Genomic DNA, 19,428 nt, shown 5'->3' with positions numbered 1-19,428 from the left:
GGCGGTTGGCGAGGGAGGCTTGCTTGAGCAAGCCGCCCGCCGCGGCGCCCAGCAGCGCACCTAACAGAAAGAGCAGCAGGCTGCCCAGTAGAAGAGGGGGCAGCATCAGAGATCTCCCTGTGTGGACGATAAAGGCTGTGAGGCATGAGAGGCCGAGAAGGCGGGGGCCCCTTCCGGATGGGCGCTGGCGGCCTGCTGGCGTCGCTCACGGGCCGCACTGTCGCAGACACTGTCGTTGACCAGGGTCAGCGCCTGGGAGGGGCAAGCCTCGATGCAGGCCGGGCCATCCTCGCGAAAGGCGCAGAGATCGCATTTGACCGCGATGCTGCGCACGCCGGGCTCCCAGCTCAGCAGGTCTTCCCCAAAGCAGCTCAGGCCCGCCGAGGTGGAGGGGTTGCTGGAGCGGATGGAGCAGGGGATATAGGTGTCATAGCTGTTGGCGATCGCCACCGGGCGGCTGCCGCCACTCTGGATGGCGCCGAACGGGCAGGCCACGGCGCAGAGGTTGCAGCCGATGCAGAGGGATTCGTTGAGTTGCACGCTGTCGTCGGTCTGGCGGATGGCCTCGACCGGGCAGACCTTGATGCAGGGGGCGTCGTCACAGTGACGGCACTGAACCGGCATGGTCGCCTGCTCGTGTCGCATGACGGTTAATCGGGGGGCTTGCTGCAAACCCTGGGCCTTGTGAACGGTTGAGCAGGCGGCCATACAGGTGCCACAGCCGATACAAAGCCTGGGGTCGGCGATAACGAAGCGGTTCATAGCCTACCTTGTCGTGTCGCGAACGGAGAAAGTAGGGGCAGGTTGGCAAGATGCGGGCCAAATTGGGTTGAGTGGCAGACTTGACTGTTAGGTGCTGTTTTTAAAGGGATTTAAATTTCACGGGGGAGGCTGGCGAGAGGGCCGGCGGGTGTCGAACCGTGACGCTCGTCACTTGTGACGAAGGGTGGGAGAGGGTTCGTCACCCAGAAGGACAACCGTTCGTCGGCAGAGGAACACCGGAGCATGGAAGGGATAAGGGTAGGGTGCAATGAACGACGTGAATTGCACCTCTCGCGGCCCCCTTCTCCCCTCGCGGGAGAAGGGCTGGGGATGAGGGGGAGTGGTCTTCGTCCATGGTTAACGGAAAAAAGAAGAGGGAGGCTGATGCCTCCCTCTTTTTTGTTTCGTGCGTCCGATTAGGCTTCGCTAATCGAACCCGCCATCAAATATCCACTTGCGAGCCGAGCTCAATCACCCGGTTGGGCGGGATCTCGAACTGATCCGGCGCCCGCAGGGCATTGCGTTGCAGCAGCATAAACAGCTGGCCGCGCAGATAGAGATACCAGGGGCGCTCCTTCATGATGAGGGACTCGTGGGCCATGAAGAACGAGGTCTCCATCATCCGGCAGCTCAGTCCCTCCGCATTGCAGCGATGGAAGATCTCCTCCACGTTCGGGGTCTCGCGCCAGCCATGGCTCGCCACCACCCGCCAGAAGGTGGGGGAGAGCTGCTCGACACAGACCCGGCGCACGTTGTGGACGTAGGGCACATCTTCCACCCGCATGGTCAGCAGGATCACCCGCTCGTGCAGCACCTTGTTGTGCTTGAGGTTGTGCAGGAGCGCATGGGGGATCACGTTGACCACCCGCGACATATAGACGGCGGTACCCGCCACCCGGGTCGGCGGGGATTTCTCCAAGGATGCGATCATGGGATCCAGCGAGTTGCCGTGCTCGTTGAGGCGACGAATGAGCTGGAAGCGCTCGCTCTTCCAGCTGGTCATCAGGGTGAACATGACGGCCCCCAGGGTCAGCGGCAGCCAGCCGCCGGAGACGATTTTGGCGAGGTTCGCGGTAAACAGCGGCACGTCGATGGCGAGCAGCAGGGTGAACAGGGCAGCCACCAGGTACTTGTGCCAGTGCCAGCTGTTCTTGGCCACCGAGCAGAAGAGGATGCTGGTCAGCACCATGGTGCCGGTCACGGCGATGCCGTAGGCGGCCGCCAGATTGCTGGAGTGCTCGAAGCTCATGATGACGATCACCACGGACACATAGAGCATCCAGTTGATGACCGGAATATAGATCTGGCCGGACTCCTGCTCCGAGGTGTGGACGATGCGGATGGGGTTGAGATAGCCCAGGCGCACCGCCTGACGGGTCAGGGAGAAGACCCCGGAGATCACCGCCTGGGAGGCGATGACGGTGGCCAGGGTCGCGAGCAACAAGAGCGGCAGCAGCGCCCACTTGGGGGCGAGCAGGAAGAAGGGGTTGGCGATGGCCTCGGGGTCGCGCAGCAGCAGGGCTCCCTGGCCGAAGTAGTTGAGCACAAGCGACGGCAGCACCACCATAAACCAGGCGCGCCGGATCGGGCTCTTGCCAAAGTGACCCATGTCCGCGTAGAGCGCCTCCACCCCTGTGATGGCCAGCACCACGGCGCCGAGGGCGAAGAAGGAGGTGAGCCGGTATTCCATGAAGAAGCGCAGGGCCCAGAGCGGGTTGAGCGCCCCCAGCACCTCGGGGCTCTGGATGATGCTGCTAAGGCCGAGCGCCGCCAGGGTCAGGAACCAGACCAGCATGATGGGGGCAAACAGCTTGCCCACGGTGGCGGTGCCATGGCGCTGAATGGCGAACAGCAGGGTCAGCACCAGCACCGAGAGCGGTACTATGTAGGCGTCGAGGGAGGGGGCCACAATTTTCAGCCCCTCGATGGCCGACATCACCGACATGGCGGGGGTGATCACCACCTCGCCGTAGAAGAAGCTGCCGCCGATGAGCCCGAGGATGATGAGCACGGGGGCCCACTTCTCGGGGCTGTTGCGGGTCGCCAGCGACATCAGGGTCAAGATGCCCCCCTCGCCGGCGTTGTCGGCCCGCATCACGAAGGAGAGGTACTTGACCGAAACCACCAGTAGCAGCAGCCAGAAGATGAGGGAGAGGAAGCCCAGGATGGAGGCGGGTTCGACCCCGAAGCCGAATTGACCGGACAGGCACTCGCGCAGGGTATAGAGCGGACTGGTGCCGATATCGCCATAGACCACGCCGATCGCCGCCAGGGTGACGCCGGACAGGGCGGGTTTGTTAGTACAGTTCATGAGTTATCTTGTCAGATTGCCGGTGGCGCAGTCGCCAACACAGGGGTCCCGAGCGATCGGAAAACCGGGATCGTTATTCGGGAGGGTATTCAAGGATTGCAATGGGAAAGGGCGTTAGCTGGATAGAAATAGGCTCATCATGGGACACAGTCTGTTCATCTGCGATTCAGCTCATGATGACACAGAGTCTGTGGGAATCGATGCTGGTATAAATAATCAAAGGACCATGTTGAGTGAAATTATTAATTGTTCATTGATTGAAATGCAGAGACGGACGGTGAGCAAGTGCTTGTTTTAGCTGGGGTTCTATTTTACCCAGCGTTTCCTGTCAATCTGACTGAAAAATAAACGATAAAATGCTGGCCAATAAATTACCTGTCTGTATTGCAAAGAGGTCGAAATTGGGAGGCGATGGAGTCTTTTATTTGGTTAGAAAGAAGGGATGTATGAGGAAAGAAAGTACCCGCCTTAAAAGCAGCTACCATCAAGCAAAAAAAGAGAGGCATAAATAGGGTGTAAAGGAATGTAGTTATTACACCCTGTGGTATTTTATGTGTTAAGTAACCATGCAGGAATTAATGCATTCCCTCCATTGTCAAATTCTTCCACAAGATGAAAATTATCTAAGCCAGCAAAAAGAGAGGGAGGTACATGCTCAAATACGATCATTTGAAACTCTCCATCATTTTTATTTCTTTTATCAATATATGAGTCTAGAAGTTGAAAGGCTTTTTTTATTTTAAACTCGTCGGTATCGAGGAGTTTTTGCTTTGCTTGATTCATTTCCTCCCCAATAAGGCCTGCTAGGCTGGTCTATTATTAGTAGTGGTGCAACAAACGGGGATTTATTAATAAAGGAGATCTCTTGCATAGCAAGAGAGAAAAATAGATGGAGAAACATGTGATTGGAACTGCTACCAATTTTTTCAATGTTAGATGAATGAGGTCTTCTTAAAGAAAGTGACTTGGTTTTATAGTCAAAAACTGGCAGGTAAGATTCATAGTTAACTAAGGCTGAACCAACAGTTTCAATATATTCTGAAATTATTTCCTCTATGATCTTAATGGCCAGTTCTTTGCTGTTTTCTATATCATCAACCTTTATTTTTGATATTCTAGAATTTAGCTCTGCTATTTCTTCCTTATTAAGTTCAAGTCTAGATTTATCCTGGTGGTTATAAATCTCCAACTTTGCTTTAACCTCACCTAAAAACATATATTTTTCTTTTTCTGTGTGCAGAGATTGGTAATGTTCAGGTGTTATGGATTGTTTATCTTTTAATTCTTTGAGAGTCTGCTCTAAAGTTGTAATAGTATCATCAACTTGTTTGTTAATTGGGGTGTTAGTAGCACATGCTAGTTTTATTTTTCGTAGTTGGTCAGACAAGTGGTTAAAAACATCACCATATATTGATGTTTTTACTATATCGGCATTATGTTTTTGCAAATATGCTATGGGTCTTAAACTGTCAGCCGTTGTTTGTAATGTTTTTTTATAGTTTTCATATGCGATAGAGAATCGTTTTAAATTATATATTTTTCTTTCTGTTAGAGCTATGTTCTCAATATCTAGTTCATAAGTAGTCTTATTATCTTGATTTTCCTGTTTATTAAATAATAGGCTATCTAACGATAGTAAGGAGCTTTCAAGATCAAGGTTGCTATCAATAATATTGTAAGTCTTGGCCTGTTTAACAATAGCTTCTTGTTCAGACTTAAACAAAGATGATTTTTTTGACAAAAACTCGTTTTTTTTCTCAATTCTCAATCGTTGATTTTCAAGTGCTTCTTTCTTTTCCTTTTTTAAAATGTTTTCAATTGTCTGAATTCCAACAGCCAAATCAAATATTCTTGGTAAAGCCTCTCTGTAGCGAGCAATATTTTGTTTGTCAAAAAAAACACCAGAGTCATTTTCAATTATGTTAACTGATATGGTATTGAACATAAGAAAATATCTAAATGAGATCTTGCTTCCTAATCTTATGGAGTCTGCACCGTAAGAGATAGATATTTTTTTATTAATGCTGAATGCAGTCTCCATTAATAGTTTTAAATTTTCTTCCTTGGCATTGAAAAATGCAGAGTTAGGTATTTCCCCTTTGGGAGAAAAATAATAATGATAGGAAACTTTGTTTCCAATAGCAGCTGCTCGAGCTATTGTATAAGTCTGGTCATCAATAGAAAATCGAATCCCATACCATGCTACATTCTCATTTATAATGCTTTCAGATATGTTCGATTCACTAGAAAAAAAACAGTAATCAATTATGTCAATAATTTCACTTTTACCTGTACTACTGCCACCAGTAATGACATTAACTTTGTTTTTTTCAAAGGTTAATTCTCGGATTTTTCCATTGTTAAGCCAAAGAATGATTTTGTTTATATTGAATTTCATAGTTCTACTCGTAAATTTAAATATAGATATTCAGTTGGTGTCGTAAGAAAAGCAGCAATGTTTTTTGATGCTTGATATATTTTTTTTGCTCTTTTCCCCATGTCAGAGTGATAGGGTGTTAGTTCAGATATTTTTAATTTCCCCTCTTTATAGGAGATGTAGTTCATATCTTGAAGAAATTGAATAGCATTCAAGGATGTTACTAACGAATCACTAAATCTATAACTGAAGTTTGAGAAGAAAGATGTTTTAGACAAAAGCAGATCATCTGCACTATATATGTTTGTGGTTTTTCTTGCTAAATGATTTAGAAGCTCATTATGTGTTATTAGTGGTGCCACTAATAGAGTTTCTGCAATGGTCATTTCTTTTTTATGTTCTAGTACAGCACTTATTGCAAGTGAATAAATACCTAAGTTATTGTAGTTGCTGATATTCATGATTTATATTTTTCCCAATCTTTTCTCCACCCAATATATGGATGGTCAGACAAAGAATAGAAATAACCATTGCTGTTCACACTATTAAATGGTTGGGCCAATAGAGTTAGGTCGCAATTACGGATGTTATCCAATACTTTAAATGCATTTAAATTATCTTGAGTGTCAAAAGTGACTCCTCGAAATGCTGCTTTATGAATGTGTGACCACTTTTGGATTGCATCTTCTTGAAAGCTAATTGCTTCAATTTTAGTTAACTCACCGGTTTGTAGCCACGCTTCAAAGCTACTCTGTATTTTTAGCTTTTGTTTTGAGTAGTTGGCAATGGATGGGAGATCATCTATATCAATATCACCTATTTCAATTAACTGCATTATGAATGTTTGAGATTCTAGATCATCAGAATATAAACATGGTTCATCGATACTTGAAAATATTAAATCATCATTTCTAGCTACATCGTAGAGGCGTCTATATTTTGTATAGAATTCTTCAAATGAAATTGTAAGCTTCTCTCCATCCTTCACCTTAATGAAATTATCAAGCCTGATGGATGAATCTATTGACATAAATACTGAATCAATCTTGTTTTCTAAAATTTTGTCTGATCTTATTGCATCTTTGCACTTACTTATAATGTCACCTAAATTTAATTCAAAATGAATTTTGTATAAAAATTGCAATAAAACATCATCAGATAGGGCTAGAATTGAAGATATATATTCTTTTTTCTTACTATCTTCAGTCATTTTTAATAGACAATTTATTTCATTTCTAGCTGTCGTAATATCATTATCAGACTTGATTTTTTCTATGATATCTTGAAATCTATTTTTAGTTTCAGATTTGTTTGATGCTAAAACAAAGCTGGTTTTCTTTATAAAAGCTAGCTGCGCATTATCATCTGTTCTATTGTCTTTTTCGTCAGAAATCACCTTTGACCAATTTGATAATGTTTTCCATAGATCATTGTCTAATGTTGTGAGATTTTTAGGGCTACCATCTTTGCTTGTTTGAACAGTGTGCTTTAATTGATAAAGAATTTGTTCATCATTATTCAAGTCACAATGGACATCATCCTTTACCTCTAAGCCAACGCTTTGCCCTTTTCGTAAGGATAATAACTTCCAAAGAAAAAAATAATATTGGAAATCAAAGCCTATAGACTTGGTCTCAGCAGAAGTTAAATCCGTATGTGTCTTTAATTCACTCATCATCAACCTTTGATGGAGTTGTTTGTCTGTTGATAATCTTAAGTGTTTGCCTTGGCTAACAAAATTGTCTTAATAAATCCTGTTTAGATCAAACGCTACCGCCCCTCAGTTCGCTGCCTTTAACCAGTACTGTTGTGTTGTTTATCTGCATGGAAATGATCTCAACGGAGCAGGTTGCCATCTGGGACATGTTATCGGGCTGGATAAAAAACAGAAGCGGGAGGCGTTGGAAACCGGATCTTGCTCAACAAATGAGTCAATAGGGGGCTTTTTTGTTCTGTTTTTCTTTACGACTTGTACATTTCAAATAGAGAAACTAAACAACTTTGCCCCCAATTTTCCCCTCCAGTGCCTGTCGGTGCTGCCTTGAACCCTTTTGCTGCCATGCTATCGACATGTCGCCGAAAGGTCGGCCCATCCAATGGGGCAGGGCTTGTCACATGGGGTGTCGAGCTCGTCACTTTTGTCGTGTCGAGCCCGGCGTCCCGCCTCGCTCGTCATCGTCACTCGCCTGAGAGCAGCCGCTCAGATCCCTGATTACCCCTTTATTTTCAGTGTCTTGTGATTTTTATCGCAAGCGGGGGCCGGTTTGGTCTGATTAATGCCTAGTGGGGTGACCGGCTGCGTCGTTGCTTGTATTCAGCCCGGCGGCCGGTGCAACGAACCATTTAGGATCCCTCTTTTTATGAACAGCTTCGTGATTGCCGATCCCAGTCTCTGCATTGGGTGTCGTACCTGTGAGGTGGCCTGCGCCGTGTCACACCAGTCAGCGTCCTGCGGCGGGACCCTGGCGCGGGAGGGCGGCCTGCATCTCGCCATCGAGGATGGGCATCTGGTCTCCAAGGACAGCTATTTTCAGCCGCGCCTGAAAGTCATCGTCGGCAGCAAGGTGACCACCCCCGTGCTGTGCCGTCAGTGTGAAGACAAGCCCTGCGCCATGGCCTGCCCCAATAACGCCATCGTCACCGAGGATGGTTGCGTCAAGGTCTATCAGGCGCGCTGCATCGGCTGCAAATCCTGTGTGGTGGCTTGCCCCTATGGCGCCATGGCGGTGGTGGTGCAGGAGGTGGCCCCGGCCGCCGATGCGCTGTTCAAGCGCCCGCAGACCAAGGCCCAGGCCCTGAAGTGCGATCTCTGCCGCCACCGTGAGGCGGGCCCGGCCTGCGTCGAGGTGTGCCCGACCCAGGCGCTGCGCCTGGTAACCCCACAGAGTCTGGCGACCCTGAACCGGCAGAAACAGCTGGCCAGCGCCGAGGCGATGCCGGCGGGTTAGGTCGCGCCTTTGATGGCGATGCGGGTGTCGGCGTGTCAGCGCGGGTCTATGGCATTGAGCGTGAGCCGCAGTCCCGGCGCCGCCGACCAGGCCGACAAGCCGGATGGGCTCTGGATGGTGCAGTGCGTCTTTCTGCTTTGAGTGTTTTTTACCTGTCGAATGCACTGCCAGAGAGCCATCACCTCATCAATCCAACCATTTATCGTTAACCAACAAGAGACTGAGTCATGAAAAAAGTCATCACCGTCTGCCCCTATTGCGGCACCGGTTGCAAGATCAACCTGCTGGTTGATAACGACAAGGTGGTGGGGGCCGAGGGTGCCCACGGCCGGACCAACGAGGGGCAGCTCTGCCTCAAGGGCTACTACGGTTGGGATTTCTTGAACGACACCAACCTGCTGACCCCGCGTCTGAAAAGCCCGATGATCCGCCGCGAGCGCGGTGGCAAGCTCGAAGCCGTCTCCTGGGACGAGGCCATCGGCTTTGCCAGCAGCCGCTTGTCGGCTATCAAGGCGAAATACGGCGCCGACGCCATCATGACCACGGGCTCGGCCCGCGGCCCCGGCAACGAAGCCAACTATGTGATGCAAAAATTTGCCCGCGCCGTGCTGGGGACGAACAACGTCGATCACTGCGCGAGGGTGTGACACGCACCCTCAGTCTCCGGTCTGGAGACAACAGTAGGCAACGGCGCCATGAGCAACGCCATTCCCGAAATTCAAGAAACCAAGTGCCTGCTGGTGTTTGGTTACAATGCGGCCGACTCCCACCCCATAGTGGCGCGCCACATCCTCAAGGCGAAGGCGAACGGAGCCAAGGTGATCGTCTGCGATCCGCGCATGGTGGAAACCGCCCGCATCGCCGATCAGTGGCTGCCGCTCAAAAACGGCTCCAACATGGCGCTGGTCAATGCCTTCGGCAACGTGCTGATCGCCGAGAACCTTTATGACAAGGCGTTCGTCGCCAACTACACCGAGGGCTTTGAGACCTACAAGGCGCTGGTAGCCAAGTACACCCCGGAATACGTAGAGGGGATCACCGGCCTCAAGGCGGCGGATATCCGCGCGGCCATCCGCACCTATGCGGCGGCACCGGCCTCCATGATCCTGTGGGGCATGGGGGTGACCCAGTACGGTCAGGCAGTGGACGTCGTGAAGGGCCTCGCGGGGCTTGCGCTGCTCACCGGCAACTTCGGCCGGCGCGGCACCGGCTGCGGCCCGGTGCGCGGTCAGAACAACGTGCAGGGCACCTGCGACATGGGGATGCTGCCCCACCAGTTCCCGGGCTATCAGTCCGTGGCCGATCCCGCCATCAGCGCCAAGTTTGCCAAGGCCTGGGGCGTGGAGTCGCTGTCCCAGAAACCGGGTTATCGCCTGACCGAGCTCAGCCACAAGGTGGAGGAGGGCAAGTGCAAGGCCTTCTACATCTTCGGGGAAGATCCGGCCCAGACGGAAGCGGACCTGGCCCAGTTCAGGCGCACCCTGGGGGGCATGGAGCTGGTGATCGTCCAGGACATCTTCATGACCCAGACCGCCGAGATGGCGGATGTCATCTTGCCCGCCACCAGTTGGGGCGAGCACGAGGGGGTCTACAGCTCGGCGGATCGCGGCTTCCAGCGCTTCTACAAGGCGGTGACCCCGCCGGACAATGTCAAACCGGACTGGGCCATCTTCTCCCTGATGGCGACCACTATGGGTTATCCCATGGAATACCGGGATACAAACCAGATCTGGGATGAGATGCGGGCGCTCTGCCCACTCTACGCCGGGGTCAGCTACGACAAGATGGCGGATCTCAAGAGTGTGCAGTGGCCTTGCCCGACCGAGGATCACCCGGGCACCAGCACCCTGTTCGAGGGCAATGTGTTCACCACCCCGAGCGGCAAGGGTCAGTTGATTGCCTCCGAGTGGAGGCCACCCCTGGAGCAGCCCGACGAAAACTACCCGCTGGTGCTCTCCACCGTGCGGGAGGTGGGTCACTACTCCTGCCGCTCCATGACCGGCAACTGCTCGGCGCTGCAGACCCTCGCCGATGAGCCCGGCTATGTGCAGATCCACCCGAAGGATGCGCAACAGCTCGGGGTCAAGGATCAGGCGCTGGTCTGGATCTCGTCTCGCCGTGGCAAGGTGATCACCCGCGCCAACTACAACGAGCGGGTGAACGCTGGTGTGGTCTACATGACCTACCAGTGGTGGATAGGGGCCTGCAACGAGCTCACCATAGAGCACGTGGATCCCGTCTCCTACACCCCCGAGTACAAATACTGCGCGGTGAAAATAGAGCGAATTGATAATCAGTCTGAGGCGGAGAATTATGTCCAGACCGAATACAGTGCGCTCAAGGCGAAATTGCGCAGCGCCGCCAAGGGGTAAGTCTCGTTAAATAAAGTGGATCCAGGCTCTGTTCGCAGGGCCCGGATCCCCTCATCCTTTTTTCAATAGGCAGGCACCATCATGAGAAGTGAATTAACTATCTCGTTCGGGATCTTTTATGTTTCAGCCTATTTGCTGGCAATGTTATTGGGCATGGGGTGTTACCTCTGGTATGACGAATTGATATTCCTGCTGGGCTTTGGTTTCTTCGGCTGTTTTATCGCCGCAAGGATCGCCATGGGCGCCGTGCTGGCGGCCCTGAGCGTGCAGCTGGCCTGGCTCGTCGCCTTCCTCTCCACCACCCTGGTCAACTGCCTTCTGCTGGGCCTCTCTGCCCTGGTCATCTACCTGACCCATCAGGCGATCTCCGTTGAAATATCACAGAATATCAGTTGGTTATTGGTGGCATTTCAGCTGCTCTCGGCCGGCTTCATCTTCGGCGGCCTCAAGCTCTATCGCCATGATCTGCATGTATCCTGAGACGGGGCTGAGCGCGCCTGGGCGAGTCACAGGGGCCGGTGGCCAAAGATGGCGCACCGAATATCGGCGGGAGCGGCGGTATATTTCCAGCGGGAGGAATAAACATGCCCTGCTTATGAATAATAGGCGGACGGGCGCGGTTGTAATGCCATTGGGCCTACTCTATGATGCGACGCACCAGCACGATGCTATTTCAATGGATGTTTGTTTTTATAATTAAGTGTTAATTTGTTAAGTCTTAATTATAACATCTGACGGAATTGGCTGAGGCATCGTTTATCGTCGTTGCTGATTGCAATGTGCCTGCAATTTCCCCACACAGATATAATGCGAGGCCAGAATGCTGAATCTGAGTGCCATTCCGTTGACCGATATTTCCCCCATCTGGGATGACGGCTTTCTCTCCCTCTCCAAGACCCTGCTCTCCGCCGTGACCCTGGACGACTTCATCGAGAAGCTGAACCGGATCGAGGCCTGTTTCGGTGGCGTGACCCGGGTCAACCTCATCCTCAACCTGGGGGGAGAGGAGGCGGTGGTCTGCTTCATGGGAGAGCAGGGCCCGCAGCACCTCGTCTGTCGCAAGGGGGATCTGCACTTCTCCGCCCACTCGGAGCAGGCCATCGTCCTGCCGGCGGCCCGCTTCGTGAACCGCTGCGCCAAGCTTGCCAGCACCCCGGTCTATGACGGTCTGCAATCTTACTGCCAGTTGCCCATCACCACGGCTCGCAGCCACCTGGGTGGGGTCGAGTTTATCAGCTCCCAGCCCAATGCCTTCCCGATGGAAACCCTGGCCAAGCTGACCCAGCTCGCCGCCATCGTCGCCATTGCACTGGAAAGCGTGCAGGACAAGGAGCGCACCCTGGAGCAGGCCCACTCCCTGCGCCTGGAGCGCGACAGCTGCAAGATCCTGGTGGACGTGACCAATGCGGTGATTAAATTAGTGCGCATCGCCGAGCTCCCCAAGAGCCTGTTCGCCATCTTGCAGCACCATTTCGCCATCGGCAGCCTCTGCCTGGCGGAATACAACGCCACCTCCGACAGCTTCAAGAGTTATCTGGTGAACCCGCGCGAGAGCGATCAACCCGGCATCATCAACCACTCCTGCTTCGAGAAACACTGCCTGCAGGGGGCGCTCATCCAGAGCGAGCCCTTCTTCGTCTACCGCGAGCAGGGCCACGGCTGCAACTCCGGCTGCCGCTTCAGCGCCCAGATCCTGCCTCCCGAGGCGAACAGCTCCTGCATTTTGCCCCTGCGCTATCGCGGCAACCTGCTGGGGGTGCTGATCCTCTCCCACCCGGCGGCCGACTTCTTTGCCGACATCGACCTCTCCCTCTTGGAGCAGGTCGCGGCCCGCACGGCGATCGCCATGAACAACGTGCAGGCGCAGCAGGAGATCTCCAACACCAACGGCGCCCGCGAGAAGACCATCAGGGTGGCCGACAGCCAGCCCGACGCCGACTTTGCCAACATCATCCATCAGAGCGCCGCGATGCAGAGCGTGCTGGAGAAGGTGAGGCTGGTGGCCCAGAGCGACTGCTCGGTGCTCATCCTGGGGGAGACGGGCACCGGCAAGGAGCTGATCGCCCAGGCCATTCACGGCTTGAGTCAGCGCCGCGAGCAGGAGATGGTGAAGGTGAACTGCGCCGCCATCCCCACCGGCCTCATCGAGAGCGACCTGTTTGGCCACGAGAAGGGGGCCTTCACCGGCGCCCTGAGCCAGCGCATCGGCCGCTTCGAACGGGCCCACAAGGGCACCCTGTTCCTCGACGAAGTGGGGGACATGCCCCTGGATCTGCAACCCAAGCTCTTGCGGGTGTTGCAGGAGCACGAGCTGGAACGGGTCGGCAACAGCACTCCCATCCCCATCGACGTGCGGCTGGTGGCGGCCACCAACTGCGATCTGCTCTCCATGGTCAAGAACAAGCGCTTTCGCAGCGATCTCTACTACCGCCTCAACGTCTTCCCCATCGAGCTGCCGCCCCTGCGCGAGCGGCGCGAGGACATACCGCTGTTGGTCAACTTCTTCATCAAGAAGATTGCCAAGCGGATGCGGCGCAACATCACCGCCATCCCGGCCGATGCCATGAAGATGCTGGTGTCGCTCCCTTGGTACGGCAACATCCGCGAGCTGGAGAACATCATAGAGCGGGCCGTGGTGATGACCCGCGGCCAGGTGCTGAACCTCTCCCCGGACGAGCTCTTGCCCCTCAAGGGCTTTCACAAGATTGAGACCCTGGTCTATGACGAGCCCTCCCAGGGGCTGTTCGGCGGCGAGGGCAGTCATGGAGACAGAACCCAAGCCGGGCGGGAGCGCGACGGCGTGCAGGGGGAGGGCGAGCGCGAGGCCATCATCGCCGCCTTGCGGGCCTGCAACGGCATCGTCGCCGGCGAGCGGGGGGCCGCCAACCGGCTCGGCATGAAGCGCACCACCCTGCTCTCCAGGATGAAGCGGCTCGGTATCTCGGCGAAAGCCCCCGAGACCCTCGACTAAGGACGGCGCAGATGTTGTCAGAGAACGAAGGGGCATCCCCCCTGCACGGCCTGTGCGCCCCCCGCGAGGTGGTGCACTACCACAGAGAGGGAAGTCGCACCGACAGCGCCATGCTGTTGCCCGCCGAGACCCCGGTGGCGCTGGTCTACAACGGCATCGCCCACGGCGTCATGATGTGCTCGGCCGCGGATCTGGAGGATTTTGCCATCGGCTTCTCGCTGTCCGAGGGGATCATCGACGGCCTGCACGACATCCACGACATAGAGCGAGTCGATGGCTGCCAGGGCATCGAGCTGCAGATCACCCTGGCCAACCGCTGTGTCCATCGCCTGAAAGAGAAGAAGCGCACCCTGGCCGGGCGCACAGGCTGCGGCATCTGTGGCAGCGAGAGCCTGGAGCAGGTGGTGCGCACCTTGCCCTCCCTGCCCGACAGCCAGCGCTTCGAGGTGACCCTGATCGACAAGGTGCTGGACGCGCTGCGCCCGCTGCAACTGCTGGGGCAGAGCACGGGGGCCACCCATGCCGCCGTGCATGTAGACGGGGCGGGCAACATCCTCGCCATTCGCGAGGACGTGGGCCGTCATATCGCGCTCGACAAGTTGGTGGGGCATCTTTGCCGCAGCGGTCGGCGCGATGGCGCCATCCTGGTGACCAGCCGCGCCAGCTTCGAGATGGTGCAAAAGTGCGCCAGCGCCGGGGTCGAGATCCTGCTCGCCATCTCGGCAGCCACCGGGCTCGCGGTGGAGCGGGCCGAGCAGACCGGCCTCACCCTGGTGGGCTTCTGCCGCCCGGGTCGGGCCGAGATCTACAGCGGCCGCCAGCGTATCCTGCTGGAATAAGCGCGCCCGGGCTCCACCGTCTCGCCTCACCCGGAGAGGCGCCGATCATTGGCGCTCGGGGCCGGCTCGGGTATAGTCCTGCGCCAACAAGATAGGTTTGGATGGATAAGCCCTGGCCACGCGCCCGGCTTCTCCCTCTGGCGCGGCTTTAAAGGATATCCCCATGAAATTCAGTCCCCTGCTCGATGAGATGATGAAGGCGCTGCAGGTGCTGCCGGGCGTCGGCCCCAAGTCGGCCCAGCGCATGGCGTTCACCCTGCTCGAGCGCGAGCGCAGCGGCGGCCTGCGTCTGGCCTCCCTGCTCAATCGGGCGCTGACCGAGATAGGTCACTGCAGCCACTGCCGCACCTTCACCGAGAACGATCGCTGCGAGATCTGCGCGAACCCCAAGCGGGAAGAGAGCGGCCTGCTATGCGTGGTGGAGAGCCCGGCGGACGTGGCGGCCATCGAGCACACCGGCCAGTTCTCTGGCCGCTACTTCGTGTTGATGGGGCACCTGTCACCGCTCGACGGCATAGGCCCGGAAGAGCTGGGGCTGGAGATTTTGGAGCGGCGTTTGAAGGATGAATCCATCAAGGAGCTGATCCTCGCCACCAATCCCACCATCGAGGGGGACGCCACCGCCTGGTATATCGCCGACATGGCGCGCGCCGCCGGGGTCGAGGTGAGCCGCATCGCCCACGGGGTGCCGGTGGGGGGCGAGCTGGAGCTGGTGGATGGCACTACCCTGTCGCACTCCCTGATGGGGCGCCAACGCATTTAGTCGCGGCGGTACAAGAAATGGGCATCTGAGCCCTGAATGAGGGGTGAGTGAGCAAGTTTGCACACTCGCCCCTTGATATTTGGGCGGCCAGCCCCATCTAGGTTGGGAATATGTTCAACCCGACGTTTTGAGGACTGGTCGATGACCCAAAGTGTTCACGCCGAAACCCACGGCTTTCAAACCGAAGTCAAACAACTGCTGAGCCTGATGGCTCACAGCCTCTACTCCAACAAAGAAGTATTCCTGCGCGAGCTTATTTCCAACGCCTCCGATGCGGCGGACAAGCTGCGCTTCAAGGCGCTTTCCGATGCCTCTTTGTTCGAAAACGACGGCCAGCTGCGCGTGCGCCTGGTGGTGGACAAAGAGAACAAGACCCTGACCATCTCGGATAACGGCATCGGCATGACCCGTGATCAGGTGATTGAGCACCTGGGCACCATCGCCAAATCCGGTACCGCCGACTTCTTCAAGCACCTGTCCGGCGATCAGGGCAAAGACTCCCAGCTGATCGGTCAGTTTGGGGTCGGCTTCTACTCCGCCTTCATCGTCGCCGACAAGGTGACCGTGATCTCTCGTGCCGCCGGCACAGAGCCGAGCCAGGGCGTGCAGTGGGAATCCGAAGGGGAAGGCTCCTTCACCGTGGCCGATGTGACCAAAGAGGGTCGCGGTACCGACGTCATCTTGCACCTGCGCGCCGAGGAAGAAGAGTTCCTGGACGACTGGCGCCTGCGCGCCGTGGTGGCCAAGTATTCCGACCACATCTCGGTGCCGGTCGAGATGTACAAAGAGGGCACCCCGGATCGGGAAGAAGACGGTGAGACCATCGTCGGTACCCCGGGCGAGTGGGAGCAGGTCAACCGCGCCACCGCACTCTGGACTCGTAATCCGAAAGACATCAAGGACGAGGAGTATCAGGAGTTCTACAAGCACGTCGCCCACGATTTCGAAGATCCGCTCTTGTGGGGTCACAACCGGGTGGAAGGGGCGCAGGAGTACACCAGCCTGCTCTATATCCCGGCTCGTGCGCCCTTTGATCTCTACAACCGCGATCAGAAGCACGGCCTGAAACTCTACGTGCAGCGCGTCTTCATCATGGATGACGCCGAGCAGTTTATGCCGACCTACCTGCGCTTCGTGAAAGGGGTGTTGGACTCCAACGATCTGCCGCTCAACGTCAGCCGTGAAATTTTGCAAGACAACAAGGTCACCGCCTCCCTGCGCAAGGCCTGCTCCAAGCGCGTGCTGACCATGCTGAACAAGCTAGCCAAGGACGATGGCGAGAAGTACGCCAAGTTCTGGAGCGAGTTCGGCAACGTCTTGAAAGAAGGTCCGGCCGAGGATTACGCGAACCGCGAAGAGATCGCCAAGCTCTTGCGCTTTGCCAGCACAGCCGGCGAGGGGGAAGCCCAGACCGTCTCCCTGGAAGAGTACGTTGGCCGCATGAAGGAAGGTCAGCAGAAGATTTACTACATCACCGCCGACAGCTTCGCCGCCGCCAAGAACAGCCCGCACCTCGAGATCTTCCGCAAGAAGGGCGTCGAAGTGCTGCTGATGTGGGAGCGCGTCGACGAGTGGCTGATGAGCCACCTCACCGAGTTCGATGGCAAGCAGCTGGTCTCCGTCACCCGTGGCGAGCTGGACTTGGGCGAGCTGGAAGACGAGGCCTCCAAGCAGGCGCAGGAGGAGGCCGAGAAAGCCAACGCCGGTCTGGTGGAGCGGGTCAAGCAGAGCCTGGGGGACACAATCAAAGAGGTGCGCGTCACCCATCGCCTGACCGACTCTCCCTCTTGCATCGTCACCGACGATCACGGCATGAGCACCCAGATGATCAAGCTGATGCGTGCCGCCGGCCAGCCGGTGCCGGAGCAGAAGTACATCCTGGAGCTCAACCCTGAGCACGCGCTGGTGAAGAAACTCGACACCATCGAAGACGAGAACCTGTTTGGCGAGTGGGTGAATCTCTTGCACGAACAGGCCCAGTTGGCCGAACAGGGTGGCCTCAATGATCCGGCGAGCTTCGTCGCCCGTATCAACCGTCTGTTACTCCAGGCGTGATAGTTGTGGCCCACTGATACAGTGGGCCTTTTTTATGGAGACCGGCTCAGGTTGGGCAGGTCTCATCAGTTACCAGGCTTGCTGCATTTTCACTCACTTTTTGCCTCATGACTCTGCGCCTTAAGTCGCATCGATTGCGTCGACACATGGTGATAATGTGGCCACTCACACGGGGCAAGCTTGTTAAAATGGGCGAAACCGTGTAGTTTTTTGCCTTCTCAAGAATTGAATAACCAATCAATAGGAGCGTGTATGCGCATTGTTCTGTTGGGAGCACCGGGTGCTGGCAAGGGTACCCAGGCTCAGTTCATCATGGAAAAACACGGTATTCCGCAGATCTCCACCGGCGACATGCTGCGTGCGGCGATCAAAGCGGGCACCGAGCTGGGCCTCAAGGCCAAGGCCGTGATGGACGCAGGTCAGCTCGTCTCCGACGACATCATCATTGGCCTGGTCAAAGAGCGTATTGCCCAACCGGATTGCGTCAACGGCTTCTTGCTGGACGGCTTCCCCCGCACCATTCCCCAGGCGCAAGCCATGAAGGAAGCCGGTGTGGTGGTGGACTTCGTACTGGAATTTGCTGTGCCGGACGAAGAGATCGTCAAGCGCATGAGCGGCCGCCGCGTTCACTCCGGCTCCGGCCGTACCTACCACGTGGTGTTCAACCCGCCGAAAGTGGAAGGCAAGGATGATGTGACCGGTGAGGATCTGGTGATCCGTGCCGACGACGAAGAGACCACAGTGCGCAAGCGTCTGGATGTGTACCATCAGCAGACTGCACCGCTGATCGGTTTCTACGGCAAAGAAGCGGAAGCGGGCAACACCCGTTACGTCAAGATCGACGGCACCCAGCCAGTGGATCAGGTCAGCAAGCAACTGGCAGCCATCCTGGGCTAAGCCGACGCGGTTTGACCATAAAATGTGAGTCAAGGGTCCATACAGGGCCCTTTATTGCATTAAAACAAGAATGACAAAATAGAACGACAGGAAGCAAACGTGACCACCAAAACCGGGATCTTGCTCGTCAATCTGGGGACACCCACCGCACCTACCTCGGCGGCCGTCAGGGCCTTTCTCAGCCAGTTCCTGCAGGACCCGCGGGTGGTCGAGATACCACGCCTGCTGTGGTCGCCCTTGCTCAACTGCGTCATATTGCCGTTTCGTGCCCCCAGGGTGGCCAAGCTCTACCAGCAGATCTGGACCGAGCAGGGCTCGCCACTGATGGCCATCAGCCAGCGCCAACGAGCGGCACTGGAGCAAGAGCTCAAGCGCGAAGGGGTCGATGTGCCCGTGGTGCTCGCCATGACCTATGGCAGCCCCTCTTTGAGCGATGGTTGGCAGGCGCTCAAGGCGCAAGGGGTCAACCGGGTCATCTTGCTGCCGCTCTATCCCCAATATGCCGCCAGCACCACGGCCGCCGTGTTCGATGGCTGGGCCCAGGTCATGAAGAGCGAGCGTCACCTGCCGGTGATGCGCCTCATCCGCGATTATCACAATCATCCCGAATACATTCAGGCGCTGGCCATGAGCGTGCGCCGCCAGTGGGAGCAGCAAGGTCAGGGTGAACACCTGCTGATGTCATTCCACGGCATTCCCCAGCGCTGCGAAGACGAGGGCGATCCCTATGGTCACCAGTGTCGCCGCACCGCGAGCCTGCTGGCCGAGGCCCTGGGCCTTGCGCCAGAGCAGTGGAGCGCCAGCTTCCAGTCCCGTTTTGGCAAGCAGGAGTGGCTCAAGCCTTACACCGATGCCACCATCACCGAGCTGGCGGGGCAGGGGATCAAGCGGCTCGATGTGATCTGCCCGGCCTTCTCGGCCGATTGCCTCGAGACCCTGGAGGAGATCCAGGTCGAGAACCGCGCCGTCTTCCTCGAGGCGGGGGGAGAGCAGTTCCATTATATCCCGGCTCTCAACAGCGATCAGGCGCACATCCGCATGATGGTGTCGCTTATCTGCCGCGAATTGGCATGATGATGCCCGCGCCGGGATGGTATTTTTCAATCATCCGCCGCACGCAGGCGTGAAATTGA

General features: G+C 55.5%; 13 protein-coding genes and 1 pseudogene. 9 read left to right on the top strand and 5 right to left on the bottom strand.

Translation table 11 applies throughout. The annotated features are described in order from the left end of the window. Positions 1 to 105: 105 nt before the first annotated feature. The 5 genes and pseudogenes from BN1137_RS18900 to BN1137_RS22600 form a co-directional block, all read right to left on the bottom strand. Positions 106 to 762: a 4Fe-4S dicluster domain-containing protein gene (locus BN1137_RS18900; protein ID WP_050720072.1), complete on the bottom strand. Its 657-nt coding sequence runs from the start codon at positions 760 to 762 to the stop codon at positions 106 to 108. Between the two features lie 442 nt (positions 763 to 1,204). Further along, positions 1,205 to 3,073 (bottom strand): low affinity potassium transporter Kup, encoded by a 1,869-nt coding sequence (kup, locus tag BN1137_RS18895; protein WP_050720071.1) that lies wholly within the window; start codon positions 3,071 to 3,073, stop codon positions 1,205 to 1,207. A 549-nt stretch (positions 3,074 to 3,622) separates the two neighbouring features. After that, a pseudogene (locus BN1137_RS22920) lies at positions 3,623 to 4,289 on the bottom strand (DUF3732 domain-containing protein). A 1,178-nt stretch (positions 4,290 to 5,467) separates the two neighbouring features. Next, positions 5,468 to 5,911: a three component ABC system middle component gene (locus BN1137_RS22605; RefSeq protein ID WP_157433840.1), complete on the bottom strand. Its 444-nt coding sequence runs from the start codon at positions 5,909 to 5,911 to the stop codon at positions 5,468 to 5,470. Then, entirely contained in the window at positions 5,908 to 7,125 is a 1,218-nt protein-coding gene (locus BN1137_RS22600) for a hypothetical protein (protein ID WP_157433839.1), read from the bottom strand. Before BN1137_RS22600 ends, BN1137_RS22605 begins: the two co-directional genes overlap by 4 nt. A 685-nt stretch (positions 7,126 to 7,810) precedes the next feature. On the opposite strand from BN1137_RS22600, the gene BN1137_RS18890 reads away from it, so the two are divergent. From BN1137_RS18890 to hemH, 9 genes are all read left to right on the top strand, one after another. Beyond that, the gene (locus BN1137_RS18890) at positions 7,811 to 8,398 is read left to right on the top strand and encodes a 4Fe-4S dicluster domain-containing protein (protein ID WP_042638881.1); all 588 of its coding nucleotides are present in this window, start codon (positions 7,811 to 7,813) and stop codon (positions 8,396 to 8,398) included. Positions 8,399 to 8,625: 227 nt separating this feature from the next. Further along, positions 8,626 to 10,770 (top strand): formate dehydrogenase subunit alpha, encoded by a 2,145-nt coding sequence (gene fdhF, locus BN1137_RS18880; protein WP_082041403.1) that lies wholly within the window; start codon positions 8,626 to 8,628, stop codon positions 10,768 to 10,770. An 81-nt stretch (positions 10,771 to 10,851) separates the two neighbouring features. Beyond that, on the top strand, positions 10,852 to 11,250 hold the full coding sequence (locus tag BN1137_RS18875) for a hypothetical protein (protein WP_050720070.1): 399 nt from the start codon (positions 10,852 to 10,854) through the stop codon (positions 11,248 to 11,250). A gap of 340 nt (positions 11,251 to 11,590) precedes the next feature. Beyond that, entirely contained in the window at positions 11,591 to 13,741 is a 2,151-nt protein-coding gene (locus BN1137_RS18870) for a sigma 54-interacting transcriptional regulator (protein WP_050720069.1), read from the top strand. A gap of 11 nt (positions 13,742 to 13,752) precedes the next feature. After that, positions 13,753 to 14,580, top strand: coding sequence for a formate dehydrogenase accessory sulfurtransferase FdhD (fdhD, locus tag BN1137_RS18865; RefSeq protein WP_033130252.1), 828 nt, complete (start codon positions 13,753 to 13,755; stop codon positions 14,578 to 14,580). A 163-nt stretch (positions 14,581 to 14,743) separates the two neighbouring features. Then, positions 14,744 to 15,343 (top strand): recombination mediator RecR, encoded by a 600-nt coding sequence (gene recR / locus BN1137_RS18860; RefSeq protein WP_042638869.1) that lies wholly within the window; start codon positions 14,744 to 14,746, stop codon positions 15,341 to 15,343. Between the two features lie 141 nt (positions 15,344 to 15,484). Beyond that, positions 15,485 to 17,398, top strand: a complete 1,914-nt coding sequence (gene htpG / locus BN1137_RS18855) for a molecular chaperone HtpG (RefSeq protein ID WP_050720068.1) — start codon at positions 15,485 to 15,487, stop codon at positions 17,396 to 17,398. Positions 17,399 to 17,650: 252 nt separating this feature from the next. Further along, the gene (gene adk, locus BN1137_RS18850; protein ID WP_050720067.1) at positions 17,651 to 18,295 is read left to right on the top strand and encodes an adenylate kinase; all 645 of its coding nucleotides are present in this window, start codon (positions 17,651 to 17,653) and stop codon (positions 18,293 to 18,295) included. Positions 18,296 to 18,394: 99 nt separating this feature from the next. Next, complete coding sequence (gene hemH / locus BN1137_RS18845; protein WP_050720066.1) at positions 18,395 to 19,369, top strand: ferrochelatase; 975 nt, start codon at positions 18,395 to 18,397, stop codon at positions 19,367 to 19,369. Positions 19,370 to 19,428 lie beyond the last annotated feature (59 nt).

The sequence above is a fragment of the Aeromonas tecta genome, from assembly GCF_000820185.1.
GTDB lineage: Bacteria > Pseudomonadota > Gammaproteobacteria > Enterobacterales > Aeromonadaceae > Aeromonas > Aeromonas tecta.
The sequence above is the reverse complement of the archived record's forward strand: the minus strand, read 5'-3'. Positions and strand labels throughout refer to the sequence as shown.